Origin of the sequence: Kribbella sp. NPDC026611 (assembly GCF_040638345.1) — a bacterium.
In the GTDB taxonomy this organism is placed as follows: domain Bacteria; phylum Actinomycetota; class Actinomycetes; order Propionibacteriales; family Kribbellaceae; genus Kribbella.
Genome location: NZ_JBEZYC010000005.1, coordinates 24,498 through 37,131, shown reverse-complemented (window position 1 = coordinate 37,131; position 12,634 = coordinate 24,498). Strand labels below are relative to the sequence as shown.

Sequence of the window (12,634 nt, the reverse complement as noted above, 5' to 3'; positions counted from 1 at the left end):
GAAATTGACGCAACCAGCAAGTTGCCATACATTGATCGCAACTTGCTGGTTGCCACTTGGAGGTTGTGATGGGGTTTCCTGATCGGATTGAGCGGACGGTCGAGTTGGCGCATCCGCCGGCCAAGGTGTGGGCGGCGCTGACCACCGCGGAGGGGCTCGGGACCTGGTTCGGTCATACGGCGACGATCGACCTGCGCCCGGGCGGGACCGCGGAGATGACCTGGTCCAGCGGCGACCGGGCCGAGATGCGGATCGAGCGGATCGAGGAGCCGACGACGTTCGGCTTCACCTGGCACATCTACGGCCTCCCCGCGGAGGACCCGCGCCGGACGTACGTCGAGTTCACCCTCGAGCCCGTCACCTCGGGCACCCGGCTGACGGTGATCGAGTCCGGCTTCTCCCAGCTCCCCGACGACGAGTACCAGACCGCGTTCAGCGCCAACACCGACGGCTGGGGCAGCGAGCTCGGCGAACTCGCCGAGTACCTCGACAAGACCGCCTGAACCACCAGGGCGTTGCTCGTCAGCCGGCCGGCTGGGTCTTCAGCCGGACGGTGAAGAGCGGCAGGAGGAAGTGGACCAGCGGGCCGATGGACAGCGCGTAGACGACGGTTCCCACGCCGATCGAGCCACCGAGCAGGAAGCCGGTCGCCAGGACGGTGAGCTCGATCGAGGTGCGGACCAGCCGGACGCTCAGACCGGTACGGCGTACCAGCCCGGTCATCAGGCCGTCACGAGGACCGGGGCCGAACTGGGCACCGATGTAGAGGGCGCCGGCGAGGGCGTTGACGACGACACCGGCGAGCATGAAGACGATCCGGAGCCACAGCTGCTGTGGGCGGTCGACGGTGGCGAGCGTCAGGTCGGTGACCAGACCGATGACGATCGCGTTGCTGATCGTGCCGAGACCTGGCCACTGGCGGAGCGGGATCCAGGCCAGCAGGACGACGAAGCTGACCGCGATCACGATCGTGCCGAAGCTCAGCCCGAGGTGCTTGGTGAGGCCGGAGTGGAAGACGTCCCACGGGTCCAGGCCGAGGTTGCCCTGGATCATCAGGCCCATCGAGCCGCCGTACAGGGTCAGACCGACGTACAGCTGGACCAGGCGGCGCGGCAGGTGGCCCGCCTTCAGCTGCTGGATCGGGTTGATCGGCGCGAGTTGGCGCGGTGGGGCGTCGGAGGTGGCGGTCACTGATCCAGTTTCCCGCGCAAGTGGCCTGGTTTCCGATAGCCAATTCGTGGATAGTGGACTGCATGCACCTTCCTGCGAGCACGTTGTCCGGCCTGTTGGGCGACTGGGCTGGACCGGGTCCGGCGTACCGGGTCCTGGCCGAGCGGCTCCGCCTGCTGATCGCGGACGGGCGGATCATGCCCGGCTCGCGGCTGCCGAGCGAGCGAGAGCTGACCGACGTGCTCGGGGTCAGCCGTACGACGGTGGCGTCGGCGTACCGGGAACTGCGCGACAGCGGTTACCTGATTAGTCGGCGCGGGTCGGGCAGCGTCACCGCGCTGCCGTCGAAGATCGAGCCGGAGCTCGGGCGGCACCACGCGCCGGGGATCGACACGGACGGGCTGTACGACTTCACCTGCGCGGCGCCGGCCGCCGTACCGGGGATCAGTACCGCGGTGACGTCGGCGGCTCTGGAACTGCCGCGGCACCTGGCGACGCCCGGGTACCACCCGCAGGGGCTGCCGGTACTGCGGGAGGAGATCGCGGCCGCGTACGCGGAACGAGGGCTGCCGACGTCACCGGACCAGATCATCGTCACCGCCGGCGCTCTGGCGGCGACGTCGATCGCCGTCCGCGCGATGACGCAGATCGGGGACCGGGTGCTGACCGAGAGCCCGACCCACCCGAACTCGGTGGACGCGATCCGGCGCAGCGGGTGCCGGGTGGTCGCGGTACCGATGTCGCCGGGCGGATGGGACCTACCGTTGCTGGAGGCAACGATTCGGCAGACGGCGCCGCGGGCGGCGTGGCTGGTGGTGGACTTCCAGAACCCGACCGGTTTTCTGATGCCGGCGGCCGATCGGCAGCGGCTGGCGATCGCCTTTGCGCGAGCGCGGACCACGGCGATCGTGGACGAGACGCTCTTCGAGCTGTCGCTGGACGGGCAGGAGCTGCCGCCGCCGTTCGCGACGTACGACCCGGCCGGGGTCATCACGGTGGGCTCGGTGAGCAAGTCGTTCTGGGGCGGGCTGCGGATCGGGTGGCTGCGGGTGCCGGAGACGCTGGTCGCGCGGGTGCTGGACGCGCGAGCGTCTCTCGATCTCGGCGCGCCCGTTCTGGAGCAGCTCGTGGTGGCGGGGTTGCTGCGCGAGCGCTCGACCCTGCTGCCTGAGCGCCGGGCCTCACTGGCTCATCGGCGCGACGTGCTGGCCCAGGCGGTTGCCTCCGACCTCGCGTCGTGGCGCTTCCGGCTGCCCGGCGGCGGGCTGTCACTCTGGTGCGAGCTGCCCGAGCCGGTCGGCTCCAGCCTGGTCGGGGTGGCTCAGCGGAACGGCGTACTGCTGGTGGCGGGGTCGCGTTTCTCCCCCGACGGCGGGCTCGAGTCGTTCATCCGCCTGCCGTTCACGGTCGACGTGGACGCTTTGCGTGACGGAGTACGCCGGCTTGCCGCGTCGTACGACTCGCTGACGGTCGGGCCGGCGCCCCGCCGCGCGCCGGTGATGATCGCGTAATCGCGGCGTAAGGGGTGTGGGGAAGGTTCGCCTTACCCCGGGCGTTGAGAGACCATGAAAGCAACTCTGCGAGAGGCGTGAGAATGTCGTTCTTCAGCCGCAACACCGCCATGGTCGAGCCCACGGCCGCTCTGCCCGGCCGGGAGACTCCCGGCTTCGCCGTACCGGACGAGAACATCGTCCTGCACACGCCGCAGACCGCCGCCGCGCCCGAGGGCTTCGAGGAGGTCTGGTTCGGCACCGGATGCTTCTGGGGCACCGAGGAGATCTTCTGGCAGCAGCCCGGCGTGTACACGACAGCGGTCGGGTACGCCGGCGGCTACACCCCGAACCCGACGTACGAAGAGGTCTGCACCGGCCGCACCGGCCAGACCGAGGCGGTCCGGGTCGTCTACGACCCCACCAAGACCACCTTCACCGACCTCCTCAAGGTCTTCTGGGAAACCCACGACCCCACCCAGGGCATGCGCCAGGGCAACGACCTGGGCTCCCAGTACCGCTCGGCCATCTACTACACAACCGACGCCCAGCGCGCCGAAGCCGAACGCACCCGAGACTTCTACGCCCCCGTCATCAAGCCCCTGGGCTACGGCGACATCACCACCGAAATAGCCCCCGCCACCACCTTCTACTACGCCGAGCCCTACCACCAGCAGTACCTGTACAAGAACCCCAACGGCTACCGCTGCCACAGCAACACCGGCGCGAAGTTCCCGGCTGACGTCTGAGTTTCCTGCAGACCGAGGGCCCCACCATCGGTGGGGCCCTCGTTTTGTGTGCTGCTCGTGTTGCTCGGTGTTGGCCGGACGTACATCGAGATGTCATCTGTCTGACCTGCCCCGAGGATCGCCGCTGGAATCGAATGGCGGTTGTTGCTGGATCAACTTTCTGGAGGGGTAGATGAAGAGCAGGTCGATCGCCGGCGTGGCGGCAGTCGGCGCCATCGGGGCGCTGGCGCTGGTCGGAGCAGTCGAGTCCGGCGCCCAGGCGGACGGCGGCGGGTCGCGGGGAGGGCCCGCGCCTGCCGGGAGCCCGCGGCTGACCTCGGTCCCCGCCAACGCGAAGGTCGCGGGGATGAGCAGTCCTGACGTCCTGTCGCCCGGGTTGGCGCTGCAGGTGGCCGCGCAGGGGTCGGACAAGCTGGAGAACGGTACGGCGAACCTGCCGTTCTACGGGTACCGCGGCGACGGCCCGATGCTGCCGGCGCCGGGCGACCTGCCGACGGCCACGCACAAGGTCGAGGCCGGGAAGACCGAGCCGGACAAGAACACCTACCTGGTACTCAAGGGCCAGCACGGTGCCGACCCCAACTACAACTACGGCACCCACTTCGTCTTCCAGGGCCACGAGGGTTCCGGCGACGGCGAGCTCACCCGGATCAACCTGGACGCCGACGCGGCCCACCGTGTGACCCTGCTGGCGACGGCCACCACGGACGGCAAGGCGCTGCCGCCGTTCGACGGATCCACCTGGGACCCGTGGGCGAAGCGGCTGCTGCTCACCGCCGAGAACGGGGCCAACGGCGGGGTGTACCAGTCGACGCTCGCCGTCGGCGCGCAGGTCGAGGACATCTCGGCTGCCACCGGGCGGGCCGGCTACGAAGGTGTGCAGAACGACTCCGCCGGCAACGTGTGGCTGGTCGAGGACACCGGTGGCGCGACGATCGCCGGCGACAAGGCCAAGCTCCCGAACAGCTTCGTGTACCGCTTCCTACCGGTGGCGAAGGGCGACCTCAAGCACGGCAAACTGCAGGCCCTGCAGGTGATCTCGCGGCGTACCGGGCAGCCGATCGCGTTCCAGCCGATCGACGCCGCGCACCCGACCGGCAATACGTTCAGCGATGACACCAAGGACCTGCACACCTACGGGCTCTCGTTCAGCACGCGGTGGGTGACGGTCCACGACACCGCCACGGACACCTCCGGGAACGCGTTCGACGCCAACGCCCTGGCCAAGGCGGCCAAGGCGACGCCGTTCAAGCGACCGGAGAACGGCCAGTTCCGGCCGGGCACCCACTTCGGCGAGTTCTGGTTCGAGGAGACCGGTGACACCAACGCCGACAGCACCGCGAACAACGGGTTCGGCGGCTGGGGTGCGGTCCTGAAGCTCACCCAGTCCGGCCCGACGGCCGACACCGGCCGCTTGTCGCTGGTCTACAACGGCGACAAGGCGCACACCGGTCTGGACAACATCACCTTCATCGACGCGAACCACGTCGCGTACGTCGAGGACGCCGGCGACGGCCTCCACACCCAGCGCGGCCTGCTCGACTCCGGTTACCTGTTCGACGTCCACGCCGACTACGCCCACGGCGCGCAGCCGGTGCGCTTCCTGGCCGAGGGCCGGGACCCGTCGGCGACCATCGACTCCGCGTTTTCAGGCATGACCGGATTCCAGAACGACGGAGACAACGAGATCACCGGCATTCACATGTCCGACGGAGACGCCTCCGAGCACGGCATCCTGGGCGCGAAGGTGCCTACGCCGTTCCGCGCCGGCTGGCGCCTGTTCTGGACCCAGCAGCACGGCGACAACACCACCTGGGAGATCCTCCCCACCCACCACTGAAGGCAGCCCCGGCGCAAAGTTGCCGGCTGACGCCTGATGCCCCTGGACTCTCCGAGTTCAGGGGCGTCAGGCGTATTTGCGCTGGACGAGTTCCGGCGCATCGGTCCGGCCGGGCGCGCCGGACCGGGCGTGCCGACGCGCGACCAGCAGGACGACGGCTCCCGGCAGCGTTGCGACCAGCGCGAGCATGCCGTACACCACCGCGACAGTGACGCCCAGCCCCGCGCCGAGCCCGACCGAGCTGAACGCCCATGCGGCCGCGCCCTCGCGCGGGCCCCAGCCTGCGATATTCGTCGGCACCGCGGAGGCCGTCAGTACAACCAGTGCTAGCGGCAACAGCCGAGCCGGGGAAACATCTGCCCCGGTCGCTCGCACCGCGATCAGGAACACCAACGCGTGGCCGAGCACGGCGACGGTGGAGGCAAGCAGGATGCCCGGCCAGGCCCGCGGAGCGAGAACCGCGCCACGGAGATCGCTGGTGAAGGCGCGTCCGATCCGCGAGGAGAGGCGACGTCGGTTCAGGCAAAGGGGTACGGCGATCAGCGCCACCCCGGCGACAACCACGACCGTCACGGCGACCGAAGGAACAAAGGAGGGGGCCGGCCAGGACAGCAGGAACAGTACGCCCACCGTCAGCACGAGCTGTACCGCAAATCCCGACGCCCGCTCCCACGCGACGGCCCGCAGGCTACGCCCCAGGTCGCCGACCTCGCGCCCGTGACGCACGGCGCGGTGTACGTCGCCCATCACCCCGCCCGGCAGCGTGGCGTTGAGGAACTGGGACCGGTAGTACGCCGCCACCGCGGTCCGCAGCGGCACCTCGACGCCGAGTCCGCCGGCGACGAGCCGCCACCGCCAGGCACAGCACAACGTGGTCAGCGCCGTGATCGCGACCGCGGCGGCGACCGGCCAACCGGTCGTCAGCCGGAGCCCGTCTACCAACGGGCCGGTGCCTACCCGCCACACAAGAAGGGCGAGGATCGCGGCGCCGCCTGCCAAGCGCGCCCAGGTCCAGATGTTTCGGCTGATGGCGGGTCCGATCTCGTAGTTGGGGCTCGTACCAGTAACACGGCTGTCGCCTGCCGCTGGTTCATCCGGCGACTTCCGTCAGCACGACCGCCAATTCGCGTGCAGTCTGCGCCCAGTCGGACAGCGTCAGGCGCCGCGAGCTGGCCGCCACGCGCAGCCGGGCGCGCTCCACTGGATCGCTCAGCCACCTTCGCAGCGCCTGCGCCAGAGCGTTGGGATCGCCCGGCTCGACCAGCAAGCCCGGTCGGCTGCCATCGGCGGCGTGGCCGAGAGCCTCCGGTACGCCGCCGACCTTCGTGGCCACGACCGGCAGCCCGCGGGCGAGCGCCTCGGTGACGACCATGCCGTAGGTCTCGAACTGGGAGGCCAGCACCAAGGCGTCCGCCTCTGCGTAGGCGTGCTCGAGCTCGGCCCCCGTGAGCGGGCCGGTGAAGCACACCCGGTCGGCTAGCCGCCGGTCCCTGGCCTGCCGGCGCAGCACATCGACGAACTCCGGGTCGAGATTCAACGAACCGACGAAGACGCACCTCCACGCCAGATCGTTCACCGTGGCCAACGCCTCGAGCAGGAGGTCTGGGCCCTTGGCCGGGGTGAGCGCTCCGACGCAGAGCAACCGCCCACCGGACACCGAGCCCGAGACCAGGTCGGCCTTGTCGACGCCCGGCCGGACGACGTACACGCGGTCCAGGGCGTAGTGGTCGAACAGCCACCGCCGGGTCCAGTCGCTCGTAGCCACGATCGCGGATGCCGCGGACAGCGCAGCGACCTCGCGCGCATCGTCCCGTGGCATGTGGAGGAGTACGACGAGCCGCAGGCGGTCGGCCTCCGGCTCCAGCAGCTCCGGGACCACGGAAGCCAGCAGGCCATCGACCAACACCACTTCGCCGTCCGGCACCCGGGCCAGCGCCGCGACCGCAGCCAAGCGGGCCGCCGTGTCGGGGCGGGGCCACTGGCCGGCCACGGCGTGCTCGTGGACCGCCCAGCCGAGTGCCATGAGCCCGCGACAGACGCGGCGGTCGTAGACGTTGCCGCCGCTCGGCCGCAGCGGATCGTCGATCCCATCGGGGACCAGGACGTGCACCTGTCTCACAACGACCGCTCGCAGCCGGCGCCGAGTTCGCCGATCCAGAATCCCCGTGCTTCGGTCGGCACCGCAGCCTCCTTCGCCCGCCCGGATGAACCGGTGCGACGCTGTTCTCGTATGACGCTCGTTACCCGAAGATACGGAGGCATTGTGCGTCTGGTTCAGGGTCGAGTGCGCAGCCGCATCCCGACCGGCCCGCTCGCCGGCTTCGCTGGTCTGCTCGTGCTCCTCGGCGGGCTCGCAGCGGTCGCCGGCCTCGGCGTCGCCGGCTGGGTAACCGGCGTCGTCTCCGGAGCCGGCCTTGCCGCGCTGCTCGCCCGAGCGATGGCCCGTCACCGTCGTGACGGACTTGGACCCGCGGACAGAGTGACGCTGGCTCGCGCGGTCCTCGCCTGCGGGGTCGCGGCGCTCACGGCGGACTCGTTCGGCGGCCGGGCGCCGGTGGCGATCCTCGTGACGCTCTCGACGATCGCGCTGGTCCTCGACGGGGTGGACGGCCGGATCGCTCGGCGTACCGGCACCGCTTCGGCATTCGGCGCGCGCTTCGACATGGAAGTCGACGCGTTCCTGATCCTGATCCTCAGTGTGTACGTCGCCCGTACGACAGGTTGGTGGGTGCTCGCGATCGGTGCGGCTCGCTATCTGTTCGTGGCCGCCGGCTGGGCGTTGCCGTGGCTGCGCGGTTCGCTGCCGCCTCGCTACTGGGCCAAGGTGGTCGCCGCGATCCAGGGCATCACCCTGACCGTCGTTGTGGCCGGCATCCTGCCCGATGCCGTGACCACGGTGCTGGTGCTGATCGCGCTGGGACTGCTGGCCGAATCGTTCGGCCGTCAGATCTGGGGGCTCTGGCGCCAGGCCGGAAGCCCGCGCGGCACTCGTGCCACCGTGACGTCGGCGCTCGCGATCCTCCTGCTCTGGGCTGCGCTCCTCCTGCCGGACCACACCGGCCACCTGTCGCCGGCCGCCTTCCTCCGGATCCCGCTCGAGGGCCTGGTGTTCATCCTCCTCGTCTGCGTACTGCCGTCGAGACTCGCGCGGGTCCTCGCACTGATCGGCGGTCTCATCCTTGGGGTGCTGCTGATTCTGCGGCTGCTCGACAGAGGCTTCTACTTCGCCTTCGACCGCGCCTTCCATCCCGTGTACGACGCGGCGTACGCCGGCTCCGCGCTGGGCCTGCTCGGCGACTCGATCGGCCGTGTCGGCGCGATCGCAGTCTTTATCGGAGCCGGACTCCTCTGCGTGGTCCTGCTCGCCCTGCTGCCGCTGTCGGCACTGCGGGTGACCCGGCTCGTGGCGAGATACCGGCGGCCGACGATCCGGGTCGTAGCCGTCCTGGCCGCGATCTCGATCGTGCCCGCGCTGACCGGCGCCGGGCCGCAGCCCGTACGACGGCCCGCGTCGGCCTCCGCGGCCCGGCTCGCCACACAGGTCCGTGCCGACCTCCGCGACCAGCGAGAGTTCGTACGGGCGCTCGAGCAGGACCCCTTCCGCGACACCCCTGGCAACGACCTACTGACCGGCCTGAGAGGCAAGGACGTGCTCCTGGTCTTCGTCGAGAGCTACGGACGTACTGCGCTCGACTCTCCTGTCGTCGGGTCGGCGCTCGAGGCCGGGGACCGACGGCTGCAGCAGGCCGGCTTCTCCGCGCGCAGCGGCTTCCTCACCTCGCCGACGTTCGGCGGCATCAGCTGGCTGGCGCACTCCACCTTGCAGTCCGGGCTGTGGGTGAACAACCAGCAGCGGTACGACCACCTCGTCACCCTCGACCGGGTCACCCTCACCGACGCGTTCGGCCGGGCCGGGTGGCGGACAGTCGCCGACGTACCGTCCAACAACGAGGACTGGTCGGTGGCCAGGACGTACTACCACTACGACATGGTCTACGACCGCCGGAACGTGGGGTACGCCGGACCGGCGTTCAGCTATGCCTCGATGCCTGACCAGTACACCCTGGCCGCCCTCCAGCGGCTGGAGCTGGACAAGCCGAACCGCGCGCCCGTCATGGCCGAGGTCGACCTGGTTTCCAGCCACACGCCATGGGCGCCGCTCCCCCGGCTGGTCGACTGGAGCCAGCTGGGTGACGGCTCGGTCTTCGACCCGATGCCGGCTGAGGGTGACTCGCCCGAAGACGTATGGCGACAGCCGGACCGGGTGAAGGCCGCCTACGCACAGTCCATCGCCTACTCTCTCGACGCCCTGACCTCGTTCGTCCAGCAGCTCCACGACCGCAACCTGGTGCTCGTCGTCCTCGGCGATCATCAGCCGGCGAGCATCGTGTCGGGCAACGAGGCGAGCCACGACGTACCGGTGAGCATCATCGCCGCCGACCCAGCCGTGACGGCTCGCGCAGCGGACTGGGGCTGGCAGACCGGGCTGCGACCCGACGCCGGCGCACCGGTCTCGCCGATGGACACCTTCCGCGACCGCTTCCTCATCACCTACGGCCACTAGCTCGCCGTGCTCGACCAGCTACTAGTGGCGGCGGGCGAGGTGAGCGGTGATCTCGGCGTTGAGTTCCACCGTCTCCGGGAGCACCTGGAGTGTTCGGCGGAAGACTTCGTCTCGGTCGGCGGGCGGGAGGAGCACGTACGCCGAGACCGTCGAGAGTTGTCCGATGTAGTCCTGGGCACTGATCGTCAGCCGGCGTTCGATCACTGACTGCCGGACGTCCGTGAACCACTCGGACTGCTGCAGCTCGGTGCCGGGCCATTGCATCGGGCGATCCGCAGGTGTGCCGTCGGGCGACGGGACGCCGTCGTCCTCCAGGTACGGCGCACGCGCCGCGCGTACCGCCTCCTTGAGAGCCGGGTCGGCCAGCTGGATCGGTACGCCGAACGACGCGAACACACCACCCGGCCGGACGAGCACGGCCATCCGGTCCCACCGGCCCTCAGGGTCGGTCCAGTGCAGCGCAGCAGCCGAAAACACCAGGTCGTACGACGCATCCAGCGGCAGGTCCTCGAAGGCGGCTTGTACGGTCGTCACGTTCGCCGGCAGGTGTTTACGCAGCTCCGCGAGCATGGCCGCGTCGGGCTCGGTCGCCGTGACCGCGATCCCTCCCTGCACGAACAGCCGCGTCGCCTTACCCGTCCCGGCGCCGATCTCGAGAGCGGTCTGGATCGGCTCACCGGCGTACGCCATCACCAGCTCGAGAAGCTCCACGGGATACCCGGTCCGGAACCGCTCGTACGCCGCCGCAACCGCCCCGAAGCTCAACCCCCGCGCAACCATCCCAGCATCCTGACAGCTCCCAATCCCCCACCGCTCGCCATTTTCCCGACCTACAGGGCGTGACCCGCTGTCCGTCAGGGACAGGCGAAGGACGTCGAGGCGGGCCCGTGGCTGTCGTACAGCGCGGGCGGAATCAGGGGCGTGGAGGGATGCACATGGAAGAGTTTCGCGCGCGGCCGGGCCGGAGCGAATGGTGAACGCACAGCCGTTGTTCGTGAACTTCACCTGCAGCTCGACCCGCCATCCTGGCGTGGCCAGGTTCGAGTGGAAGGCCGAGCAGTGGCAGCTCGTCGGAGCGTCGCGGCAGCGACCTGACAGCAGTCCGGTGGCCGCGGAGCGACAGTCGCAGTCGGGCGGTTTCGTCCGCGGACCGGCGTACACCGGCTGTCCGAGCTGCGGAGCCGACAGCTTCGTCCAGTGCGGTCGTTGTCAGAGCCTGGGGTGCTGGGACAACAGCTGGCCGGACTTCACCTGCCCCACCTGCGGCAACCGCGGCGAGGTCTCGGACGGCACCATCGAATCCATCTCGACGACCGGCAGCAGCTGAGAGGCGGGGCGATGGCATTCGACCTCGAACGCGGCCAGTTCGGCACCTACCGGGTGAACCAGGCAACCCTGGCCAAGGGTGGAGTGGGCTCGATCCACCGGACCGATGACCCGCACTTCGTGCTCAAGCGCTACTTCAGTCCGGCCAAGGCGCCGAGTCAGGCCCAGCTCGCTCCGCTGATCAATGTCGGCCGCGAGGTGCTGGTCACCCAGGGAAGGCGCCCGGGCGAGACCCCAGAGTCCTCGGTGAACTGGCCGGTCGACTTCGTGCTCGATCGGCGCGACACCGTCACGGCTGTACTGCTGCCGGCAATTCCCGACAACCTGTTCAACCTCGACCTCGGCACGGTCCGCACCCTCGACTTCCTGATCATGTCCCGGGCCCGGCCGCCGCAGGCCAAGGAACGGATGGCGTTGCTGCTCCGGATGGCCGAGATCCTCGCGTTCGTCGACGCGCAGCAGCTCGTGCACGGCGACCTCAACGCCAAGAACCTCGCCTGGACGCTGAAGCCCGAGCCGATCATGTACCTGATCGACTGTGACGGGATGGTCCTGCGCGACCCGCCGCCGCAGACGGGCGTCGCGGCCGCCGGCTGGACCGATCCCCGGGTGGTGACCAGGGCGATCCCGGCGCACGATCACTACAGCGACTGGTACTGCCTCGCGCTCGCGATGTACCGCGGGCTGCTGCTGACCCCGGGCCGGCTCGACCGATCAGCCGACGGCAGCTGGCCGGAGCCCGGCAGCATCCCGCGCCAGCTCGATCCGGAGATCGCCGGCCTGATGCGGCGTGGTCTGTCCGCGCTGGACCAGGACCGGCGGCCGCGACCCAAGGAGTGGGTCGACGCGCTGGTCCGCGCCTACGTCCCGGGCGGACAGTTCAACCTGAAGGCGCTGCGTGAACTCGACACCATCACGGCCCCGAAGCAGCAGCCGAAACCCACTCCGAAACCGGCGCCGGCCAGGTTCAATCCGTTTCCGCCGACGAACTGGAATCAGGGAACACCTCAGCCACCGCCACCGCCGCGGCCCGTACCGACTCCACCACCACGGCCCGTGCCGACCCCGCCGACGCCACAACAGTGGTCACCACAACAGTGGTCACCACCACCGCCGCCACCACCGGTTGTTCCCCAGCCTTGGTACCCACCACCGCCAGTCAACCCGTACGGGTATCCGGGCGCTCCGAACCCTTACTACGAAGTCATCTCCCCGCCTCGCGGCGGCGTGGCCCAGCGGGCGGTCCTCGGTGGTCCCGCCTGGTACCTGAAGGGTGTGCTGGCAGTCGTCCTGCTGACCCCGATCGCGTTGATCTACTGCATCATCGGGCTCCTCCAGCTGACTCGCGCCGATTCCAGATTCCCCGGGGTGAAACGGGCCCGGATCAGTCTGGCAATTTACGGCGGATTCGCGGCCCTCGTCGTCCTGAGCTATTTCTCGGCCGGTTCTTGACCCATCAACCCGCAGCTGAATCCGCAGAAAGAGAAAAACAATG

At 69.6% G+C, this 12,634-nt stretch carries 11 protein-coding genes; 7 read left to right on the top strand and 4 right to left on the bottom strand.

The features are described 5' to 3' along the window. Positions 1-68: 68 nt before the first annotated feature. Positions 69-503, top strand: a complete 435-nt coding sequence (locus AB0E69_RS21710) for an SRPBCC domain-containing protein (RefSeq protein WP_360148654.1) — start codon at positions 69-71, stop codon at positions 501-503. A 19-nt stretch (positions 504-522) separates the two neighbouring features. Here the strand turns inward: AB0E69_RS21710 and AB0E69_RS21705 are convergent, their stop codons facing one another. Continuing rightward, entirely contained in the window at positions 523-1,191 is a 669-nt protein-coding gene (locus AB0E69_RS21705) for a hypothetical protein (RefSeq protein WP_360148652.1), read from the bottom strand. A gap of 62 nt (positions 1,192-1,253) precedes the next feature. Between AB0E69_RS21705 and AB0E69_RS21700 the strand changes: the two genes are divergently transcribed. The 3 genes from AB0E69_RS21700 (at position 1,254) to AB0E69_RS21690 (ending at position 5,249) form a co-directional block, all read left to right on the top strand. Continuing rightward, entirely contained in the window at positions 1,254-2,681 is a 1,428-nt protein-coding gene (locus tag AB0E69_RS21700) for a PLP-dependent aminotransferase family protein (protein WP_360148649.1), read from the top strand. Between the two features lie 83 nt (positions 2,682-2,764). Further along, positions 2,765-3,409: a peptide-methionine (S)-S-oxide reductase MsrA gene (msrA, locus tag AB0E69_RS21695; protein ID WP_360148646.1), complete on the top strand. Its 645-nt coding sequence runs from the start codon at positions 2,765-2,767 to the stop codon at positions 3,407-3,409. Positions 3,410-3,581: 172 nt separating this feature from the next. Further along, positions 3,582-5,249 carry a hypothetical protein gene (locus tag AB0E69_RS21690; RefSeq protein ID WP_360148643.1) on the top strand — a complete coding sequence of 556 codons (1,668 nt, stop codon included), beginning with the start codon at positions 3,582-3,584 and terminating at the stop codon, positions 5,247-5,249. Positions 5,250-5,315: 66 nt separating this feature from the next. On the opposite strand, the gene AB0E69_RS21685 is transcribed toward AB0E69_RS21690, so the two are convergent. Both AB0E69_RS21685 and AB0E69_RS21680 read right to left on the bottom strand, forming a co-directional pair. Further along, a complete protein-coding gene (locus tag AB0E69_RS21685) occupies positions 5,316-6,248 on the bottom strand; it encodes a lysylphosphatidylglycerol synthase transmembrane domain-containing protein (protein ID WP_360148640.1) in 933 nt (310 codons plus the stop codon). Positions 6,249-6,339: 91 nt separating this feature from the next. After that, positions 6,340-7,368 (bottom strand): glycosyltransferase family 4 protein, encoded by a 1,029-nt coding sequence (locus AB0E69_RS21680; RefSeq protein ID WP_360148637.1) that lies wholly within the window; start codon positions 7,366-7,368, stop codon positions 6,340-6,342. A gap of 144 nt (positions 7,369-7,512) precedes the next feature. On the opposite strand from AB0E69_RS21680, the gene AB0E69_RS21675 reads away from it, so the two are divergent. Continuing rightward, positions 7,513-9,813 carry a CDP-alcohol phosphatidyltransferase family protein gene (locus tag AB0E69_RS21675; RefSeq protein ID WP_360148634.1) on the top strand — a complete coding sequence of 767 codons (2,301 nt, stop codon included), beginning with the start codon at positions 7,513-7,515 and terminating at the stop codon, positions 9,811-9,813. Positions 9,814-9,834: 21 nt separating this feature from the next. Here the strand turns inward: AB0E69_RS21675 and AB0E69_RS21670 are convergent, their stop codons facing one another. Further along, positions 9,835-10,593, bottom strand: coding sequence for a class I SAM-dependent methyltransferase (locus AB0E69_RS21670; protein WP_360148631.1), 759 nt, complete (start codon positions 10,591-10,593; stop codon positions 9,835-9,837). Positions 10,594-10,786: 193 nt separating this feature from the next. Between AB0E69_RS21670 and AB0E69_RS21665 the strand changes: the two genes are divergently transcribed. Both AB0E69_RS21665 and AB0E69_RS21660 read left to right on the top strand, forming a co-directional pair. Next, positions 10,787-11,140: a hypothetical protein gene (locus tag AB0E69_RS21665; protein WP_360148628.1), complete on the top strand. Its 354-nt coding sequence runs from the start codon at positions 10,787-10,789 to the stop codon at positions 11,138-11,140. An 11-nt stretch (positions 11,141-11,151) separates the two neighbouring features. Then, positions 11,152-12,591: a hypothetical protein gene (locus AB0E69_RS21660; protein WP_360148625.1), complete on the top strand. Its 1,440-nt coding sequence runs from the start codon at positions 11,152-11,154 to the stop codon at positions 12,589-12,591. Positions 12,592-12,634 lie beyond the last annotated feature (43 nt).

Excerpts from the sequence above, each read along its gene's own strand:
- AB0E69_RS21690 (WP_360148643.1), top strand. The coding sequence starts at position 3,582 with ATGAAGAGCAGGTCGATCGCCGGCGTGGCGGCAGTCGGCGCCATCGGG.
- AB0E69_RS21660 (WP_360148625.1), top strand. The coding sequence starts at position 11,152 with ATGGCATTCGACCTCGAACGCGGCCAGTTCGGCACCTACCGGGTGAAC.
- AB0E69_RS21700 (WP_360148649.1), top strand. The coding sequence starts at position 1,254 with ATGCACCTTCCTGCGAGCACGTTGTCCGGCCTGTTGGGCGACTGGGCT.
- AB0E69_RS21670 (WP_360148631.1), bottom strand. The coding sequence starts at position 10,593 with ATGGTTGCGCGGGGGTTGAGCTTCGGGGCGGTTGCGGCGGCGTACGAG.
- AB0E69_RS21710 (WP_360148654.1), top strand. The coding sequence starts at position 69 with ATGGGGTTTCCTGATCGGATTGAGCGGACGGTCGAGTTGGCGCATCCG.
- msrA (WP_360148646.1), top strand. The coding sequence starts at position 2,765 with ATGTCGTTCTTCAGCCGCAACACCGCCATGGTCGAGCCCACGGCCGCT.